This is a genomic window from Actinomycetes bacterium, from assembly GCA_036000965.1.
Lineage (GTDB): Bacteria > Actinomycetota > CALGFH01 > CALGFH01 > CALGFH01 > DASYUT01.
Genome location: DASYUT010000210.1, coordinates 1 through 7,272, shown reverse-complemented (window position 1 = coordinate 7,272; position 7,272 = coordinate 1). Strand labels below are relative to the sequence as shown.

The window sequence follows — 7,272 nt, the reverse complement described above, 5'->3', positions numbered from 1 at the left end:
GGAGACCAGCGAGCAACCGGATGGGCAGGACCGGTGGGACCGGGCGTACCAGCTCGTGTTGCGCTGGGCGGCGCCGGCGGCGGGAGCAGAGCAGGAAGGGGCGACCGATGCGAGTGGCGTTGTATGTGCGCGTGTCCACCGACCGGCAGCAGCAGGCCCAAACCATCGAGCAGCAAGTCACCCAGCTCCACAGCTACGTCGCGGCGCACCAGGGGTGGACCGTCGGCGAAGAGCACGTCTTTCGCGATGACGGCTACAGCGGCGCCAAGCTGGACCGTCCCGGCCTGGACGCACTTCGCGACCATGCAGCGCGGGCGGCGTTCGACGTCGTGCTGGTGACTGCGCCGGATCGCCTGGCCCGCAACTTCACCCACCAGATGGTGGTGGGGGAGGAACTGGAACGCCGCGGCGTGCGGGTGGTGTTCTGCGATCGGCCGCTCACAGACGATCCGCATGAGCAGTTGGTCACCCAGATCCGCGGTGCGGTCGCCTGTGTACGAGCGGACCTTGATCGCCGATCGGATGCGACGCGGCCGGCAGGCACGGCTGCGCAGCGGGCAGCTGCTGCCGTGGACGCGGGCGCCCTTTGGGGTATCGGCTGCACCCCCAGCGGCCGCGCGACCCGGCCGCTGCGCAGGTCGACCCGGTCGCCGCCGTCATCGTGCAGGAGCTGTTCGCCGCGTATGCGGCTGGCGGGGTGACCCTGCACGGCCTGGCCGCGCAGCTGACAGCGCGGCGGGTGCCGACCCCGACCGGCAAGCCGGTGTGGCGGGCGACCACCGTCCGGCAGCTGTTGACCAACCCGGCCTCCAAGGGCGAGGCGGCCAGCGGCCGGCTGCGCACCACCCCAGCCCGGCGCCGCTGGTCGGCGCTGGCACCGGTCGGCAAGGGCGTGAGCACCCGGGCGCACCCACCCCAGGAGTGGATCACCGTGCCGGTCCCGGCGCTGGTGTCGGCCGAGCAGTTCGAGCTGGTCACCCAGCGGTTGGCCGCCAACCAGCGCAGCGCCCGGCGCCCCACCACCCACCCCTACCTGCTGCGCGGGCTCCCTCAGCTGCGGGGTCTGCCGGCTGCGCTGCAGCGGGGTCACCCGCACCGCCACCGACACCCGCTATCGCTCCTACCGCTGCCGCGGCAAGCTGGCCAAGGTCAGCTCCGGCCGCCCCAGCTGCTGCCCGGCGCGGTTCATCCCCGCCGGCCAGCTCGACGAGCTGGTGTGGGCGGATCTGTGCGCGGTCCTGGAGCAGCCGCAGCTGGTCGCCCAGGCCTTGGAGCGCGCCCACAGCGGCGCCTGGGTGCCCCAGGAGCTGCGCCGCCGGCAGGCGACCCTGCGCAGCGTGCGGGCCAGCGTGGCCCGCCGGCGCCAGCGCCTGCTGGACGCCTACCTGGCCGAGGTGATCGACCTTGATGCCTTCCAACGCCAAGACCGGACCCTTGCCGGGCAGGAGGCCGATCTGCTGGCCCGCGAGCGGGAGGTCGCCGCCCAAGGCGAGCGGCTGGCCGAGGTGAGCGCGATCATCCAGTCGATGACCCAGGTGCTGCAGCAGCTGCGGGTGGGCCTTGACCAGGCTGGCTTCGAGCAGCGCCGCCAGCTGGTGGAGCTGCTGATCGACCGGGTGCTGGTCACCGACGGCCAGGTGGAGATCCGCTACGTGATCCCGACCACCCCAGCCAGCACCAAGACCCGGTTTTGTCACTTGCGTACAGACTATTTCGATGTCGAACCTGCGAACGTAGGCCCGCCACGCCAGGTCAAGATCGCAGGTGCCAGGGCCCGCCCATCACAGCCACAGCACCTTCGGCGGCCGGGTCTTCGCGGGGACGCGCTGGACCTGCACGCGGATGATCGTGCCGCGCACGATCGGCCGGGGTGCGCGGCTGCCGTGATCGGGGTGGCGCTGCTGCTTGGGGTGCAGCCCAGTCCAGGCGTTGACGGTCACGGTGCCGTACTGGTCGTCCTGAGCGATCAGGGTGGCGGAAGGCGGCGGCCAGGTGGCCGGGTCGGCCAGGTTGAACTTGGCACCGTGGCGGCGAGGCCGACCGACCTTGCCGGGTGACGGTGGTGGCGGGTCGGCGTAGAAACAGCGATCGGATCGCAGCCGCACCAGCACCACAACAGGCGCCTCGGCGAGGTCGAGGGACAGCTGGGCGGAGTCGTAACCGCCGTCGAACACAACCAGGGGGATCGGCCCGGCGGCCGGCAGGCGTCTAAGCAGCGCGCGGACCTGCGCTGCGGCGGTCTGGTCGGTGTCGTCCAAGGGATGCAGACGGCGGGCATCGACCGGGGCGGTCCAGGAGTCACGGTCGAAGCTGAGCTGGCAGACCCACTGGTAGGCCCAGCCGGCGATGATCGGCTGGCCGGCCGAGTGGCGCGAGGGATGGTAGTAGTAGTCGCGCTGGGGCGAGCACTCGGCGTCGCAGCGCGGCCAGGTGGTCACGTCGACCGCGAAGACCAGCGGGTCGGCGTCTGGCAGGCTGTTGACCAGCAGGTCGCGGAGCCGCTCGGTATCGATGCGGCCACTGGCCAGCGCGTCGTAGGCGCTGCCCCAGCCGCGCCGGTGGGTCGGCTCCAGGCTCAGGTGCGGCAGCGACAGGAAGCTGTCGGCGCTCAGCAACGCGTCGCCCAGCTCGAACAGGGCGTCGCCGCGGCGGGTGCAGCAGGCGTGCAGCTCGGTCCGGAACGCGCCGAGCCGCGCGAGGGGGAAAGATGGCGTCGGCATGGCCGCACAGCCTGACAGCCACGACCGTCACAGGCAAGCTGAGCTGCGCAAACACCCCTGCCGAGTCATGCTCCAGGCGCGCCTGCCTGTGCCTGGGCTTGGATGGCGTGGCTTGACTGGCACCGCCTGGCGCTACCATCCTCGCGGTCGACCACCCCAGACAGGCTCCTACCACTGGGAGGGCGGCTGCGATGGTCCGGACCACGCCACCACCGCCGCTGGACATCACCGCGGTCTTTCCCGAGCTTGGCCCACTCGGCCGGCGGGCGGTTCGTCTGCATCCACGCGCCGGCACGCCGGGCAGCGGTGACAGCTCGCTTGGCGGGCCGCTGCTGTGGCCGGCCGAGGAGCCCTGGCCGATGTGCGACGGCTGGTTGGTGACCGAACGCCGCGAGCCGATCGCGCCTGAGGACCTGCAACGCCTCCGCCAGGTCCACGACACCACCCACGACGGCGGGCGGCGAGTCGGTGAGGAAACCATGGAGGAGTACGACGAGCGGATCAGGATCGCCGCGGGCGGCACGATCGACCTGGTGGCTGGGGACCGCGTCTTCCTTGAGCCGCAGCCGCACCAGGACCCGGCCGCGCTGATCCCGGTGCTGCAGCTGTACGCCCGTGACATCCCGGAGCTGCCGTTCCCCGGCCAGACCGATCTGTTGCAGCTGTTGTGGTGTCCGAACTGGCATGCCGAGCCGTGGCATGGCCCCCATCCGGTGACGGTCTGGCGGCCGGCGGCCGCGGTGGCCCAGCCGCTGGCCAGCCCGCCGGCTCCCCGGTTCGACGGGCTGTTCCCCGACCTGGCACCGCAGGAGTACGTGCCGTTGCCGTGCGTGCTGCACGCCGAGCGGATCGTCGAGTATCCACATTCTGAGTGGCCGTATTCCTCCGACCTGCCCGACGCGCTGGCCGAGCAGCTCCACCGGTGGGACCAGCAGCCCGACCTCCCGTATTCGTACTGGAATGCGCTGTCGACCGCGCCAGGGACCAAGGTCGGCGGCCACCCCCGCTGGGTTCAGGGCCCATGGTGGCCGCAGTGCCGCTGCGGGCTGCGCATGCACCACCTGCTGACCATCGCCAGCGACGAGTTCGAGATCGCAACGCTGGGCCGCCGCTGGCTGCCGCTGGAGGATCGGGACGACCCCACGATCACCGGACGACGGCTCCTCATCGACCGCGACTGCTGGGCGCCCCACGGGATCATGCTTGGCGACGTCGGCTCGCTGTACCTGTTCACCTGCACCGGCTGCGCGGACCGTCCATTGGCCGGCACGATGCAGGCCATGTGACGACCGCGGATCACCTGCCGGTGAAGGCGACTGCCGGGTTAAATCACAAGATAAGACGTCGTTTCACTCCTCGATCGCCTCACCGACGCTGGGAACGCGTCCGAAGCGTTGCAGGGCGAGTCCTGCCACGGTCGCGTACGGCCCTTCGGGCAGCGAGATCCCAAGGTCGGCGAGGTCGTGCATGGGGAACGAGCCCGGTAGCACCACCGACCCGTCGGGCTCGCGGCGAGCATGTCCCGCTCGCTGTTGGGTTTCGGTGGGGCCTCCATTCCTGTCGTCAGGCGCCGACGGCCGGGTCAGGCAGCCTGTCCCCGCAGCCGTCGAAAGAACTCGCGGATGTCGCCGACCAGCAGGTCTGGCGACTGGTGGGCGGCGAAGTGGCCGGGGCGGTCATAGACGTTCCAGGAGACGATGTTGTGGTGGTCGCGCTCGGCGAAGCGCCGGATCGACTTGAAGTCATCGCCAAACTGGGCCAGGCCGACCGGCACCGTGGTCGGCTCGGTGGGATGCTTGGCCTTGTCGGCCTCGTAGTAGAGCCGCATCGCCGAGGCGGCCGTCCCGGTCAGCCAGTAGAGCATCACGTTGGTGAGCACGAAGTCGGCGTCGACCCCGCCCCTAAAGATCTGGCTGTGCCAGCCCAGCAGCCCAACCGGTGAGTCGGCCAGCGCGTGGGCCAGCGTCTGCGGCTGCTGGGACTGCAGCTGGTCGTAGGCGCCGATGTGCTCGCCGACCCAGCGCAGGTCCGCCATCGCCGCCAGCTCGTCGGCGGCCATCCCCGCAAGCTCACCGGGGGCGCCGGTGGGCAGCGAGAAGATCTGCGTGACATGCACCCCGACCACGGACTCGGGAGCGACGCGGCCAAGCTCGAGCGAGACGTCGGTGCCCCAGTCGTTGCCGGCGGCGCCGTAGCGGCCATACCCCAGGCGCCGCATCAGCGCCGCCCACGCTGTGGCGACCCGGCGGGTGTCCCAGCCCCGCTGCGTGGTCGGCCCCGAGAACCCATACCCGGGCAGCGAGGGGATCACCAGGTCGAACGCGGCCGCCGGGTCGCCGCCGTGCGCGCCGGGGTTGGTGAGCGGGCCGATCACGTCCAGGAACTCCGCGACCGAGCCCGGCCAGCCGTGGGTGAGCAGCAGCGGCAGCGCGTTCGGCTCGGGCGAGGGCACGTACAGGAAATGGATGCGCTGCCCGTCGATCTGGGTGGTGAACTGCGGGTGCTGGTTGAGCGTGGCCTCCCACGCGCGCCAGTCATACCCGGCGCGCCAGTACTCGACCAGCTCCTTGACGTAGGCGACCGGGACGCCGTAGTCCCAGCCGACACCGGGCAGCTCCTCGGCCCAGCGGACCCGGTCCATCCGGTCCCGAAGGTCGTCCAGGTCCGCCTGTGGGACGTCGATCCGGAACGACCGGACCTCGTTGGTGTGCTGCTTCTGCATGGTGGTCTCCAATGTCAGCTTCGAGTCCAACGCTGGAGCTGGGAGGATGCGCCGCTCACCCATTGGGATGTCGGTGCGCCTGGATGGCAGATCCTACGGTCAGGCACCGACAGCCAGGTCGACCAGGCCCGGCTCGGCGGCGGTGGCGCGTTCCAACACAGCGGCCAGGCGGGGCAGCTCCCGGTAACCCTTGAGCGGCGGAACTGGCCCTCGGCGGCCAGCATCCCCGCCGCCGCCCACCGCAGCGCCATCTCCCCAGACGACCAGCGCTTCACCCGGGGTGGCGTGGTCGCAGACGATCTCGATCATCGACGCCACCGGGCTGGTGGACGCCACGGTCTCCCAGCAGCGACCCGCCGACGCCCAGGCAGCTGACGTCAGGGTCAGCTCCAGCCCCTCGCGCAGGGAGGCGGCCGCGCCGGGCCGCTGGCGGGCCAGGCTGCGGGCCAGCCGCTCCAGCTCGGCGCGGGCCTGGTCGGCGTCGCCCAGCTGCCAGGCGGCGCGCGGCCGCCGCCCGACCAGGGGCCGCTCCGGCTCGGGCAGGTGGTCGGTGCCGTTGCGTTCGGTGTGCCGGCGGCAGCGCTGGACGAGGGCGTTGGCGCCGAACACCGCGCGGATGGCCTTGTCCAGCGCTCTTCCGCCGTCGACCACCACCAGCACCCCCTTGGAGGCGTCCAGGCCACGCTCGGCAAGGTCACCGACCAGCCGGGTGCACACCGCTGGGTTGCTGGCTGGACCGCGGCGATGGCACCGGCGAGGCGCTCGCGGTGATCTTGCGGCCCGGCAACGCAGGGCCAACACCGCCGCCGATCACCTGGATGTGCTGGCGATGGCCCTGCTGGCACTGCCCAAGCCGCTGCGGGACCAGCCGATCCTAGTCCGAGCCGACTCCGCCGGCGCGACCCACGCCTTCACCGGCGGGCTGGCCCGCCGCAACCTGGCGTTTCGATCGGGTTCAACTGCGACCAGCGCGTCCAGCAAGCGATCCTCGGGCTGCCCGAGCAGGCCTTCACCCCCGCCCTGGACCCCGACGGGCGGCCCCGCCGCGGCGCCTGGACCGCCGAGCTTTCGGACCTGGACCTTGCCGCTGCCGGCTGGCCGGCGGGCATCCGGGCGATCTGCCGCCGCGAGCGGCCCCATCCCGGCGCGGCGCACAAGCTGGCCTTCACCGACGCCGCCGGCCACCGCTTCCAGGTCTTCATCACCAACCAGCCCGACCCCGACCCTGCCGTCCTGGAGGCCCGCCACCGCCCCCACGCCCACGTCGAGGACCGCATCCGCGGCGCCAAGGCCACCGGCCTGCGGAACCTGCCCTTCTGGGGCTTTGGCGCCAACGACGCCTGGCTCACCCTGGTCATGATCGCCCAGACCCTGGTCTGCTGGGCGCAGGCACTGCTCTTGGACGACCCCGAGCTCAGGGTCGCCGAGCCCAAGACGCTGCGTTACCGGCTGTGGCATACCGCCGGCCGGATCGTCCACCACGCCCGCCGCGTCATCGTCCGCATCGATCGTGCCTGGCCTTGGGCAACCGCGCTGGTCAGAGCGTTCACCCGACTGTGGGCCCTGCCGCTGCGCTGCTGACCGAATCACACGGTCGATCGAGGTCAGCGAGACTGCCTGCCCGGGTGCGGACCTTTCCCACACGCCAGCCGAGCCCTGCCGCTACCTTGGGGCTCGGGTCAGGTTCGAGAGTCCGGGGCCTACCAGGCCGGGTTACGGGCCAACAGCCTGAGGGGTGCCGGGAGCTTGTACCCGAACCTGAGCTGGTTCCGTGCCCCCCGCCGGTACCCCTCCTCGTCCATGAGGTCGAAGCCGAGCGCGTCGGAGACG

The 7,272-nt window shown here is 71.6% G+C and carries 7 protein-coding genes; 3 read left to right on the top strand and 4 right to left on the bottom strand.

Translation table 11 applies throughout. The features are described from left to right. Window positions 1-107: 107 nt before the first annotated feature. Window positions 108-701, top strand: a complete 594-nt coding sequence (locus VG276_19570; protein ID HEV8651532.1) for a recombinase family protein — start codon at window positions 108-110, stop codon at window positions 699-701. Between the two features lie 1,080 nt (window positions 702-1,781). Here the strand turns inward: VG276_19570 and VG276_19565 are convergent. Continuing rightward, a complete protein-coding gene (locus tag VG276_19565) occupies window positions 1,782-2,720 on the bottom strand; it encodes a transposase (GenBank protein ID HEV8651531.1) in 939 nt (312 codons plus the stop codon). A 191-nt stretch (window positions 2,721-2,911) separates the two neighbouring features. On the opposite strand from VG276_19565, the gene VG276_19560 reads away from it, so the two are divergent. Beyond that, a complete protein-coding gene (locus VG276_19560; GenBank protein HEV8651530.1) occupies window positions 2,912-4,006 on the top strand; it encodes a DUF1963 domain-containing protein in 1,095 nt (364 codons plus the stop codon). Window positions 4,007-4,069: 63 nt separating this feature from the next. Here the strand turns inward: VG276_19560 and VG276_19555 are convergent, their stop codons facing one another. The 3 genes from VG276_19555 to VG276_19545 all read right to left on the bottom strand — a co-directional run bounded on the left by VG276_19555 (window position 4,070) and on the right by VG276_19545 (window position 6,159). After that, window positions 4,070-4,306 (bottom strand): transporter associated domain-containing protein, encoded by a 237-nt coding sequence (locus VG276_19555; protein ID HEV8651529.1) that lies wholly within the window; start codon window positions 4,304-4,306, stop codon window positions 4,070-4,072. Next, window positions 4,303-5,442 (bottom strand): epoxide hydrolase, encoded by a 1,140-nt coding sequence (locus VG276_19550; protein ID HEV8651528.1) that lies wholly within the window; start codon window positions 5,440-5,442, stop codon window positions 4,303-4,305. The genes VG276_19555 and VG276_19550 overlap by 4 nt, the downstream gene beginning before the upstream one ends. Before the next feature lie 99 nt (window positions 5,443-5,541). Continuing rightward, window positions 5,542-6,159, bottom strand: a complete 618-nt coding sequence (locus VG276_19545; protein HEV8651527.1) for a transposase — start codon at window positions 6,157-6,159, stop codon at window positions 5,542-5,544. Between the two features lie 231 nt (window positions 6,160-6,390). On the opposite strand from VG276_19545, the gene VG276_19540 reads away from it, so the two are divergent. Beyond that, window positions 6,391-7,023, top strand: a complete 633-nt coding sequence (locus VG276_19540; protein HEV8651526.1) for a transposase — start codon at window positions 6,391-6,393, stop codon at window positions 7,021-7,023. Window positions 7,024-7,272: the final 249 nt, after the last annotated feature.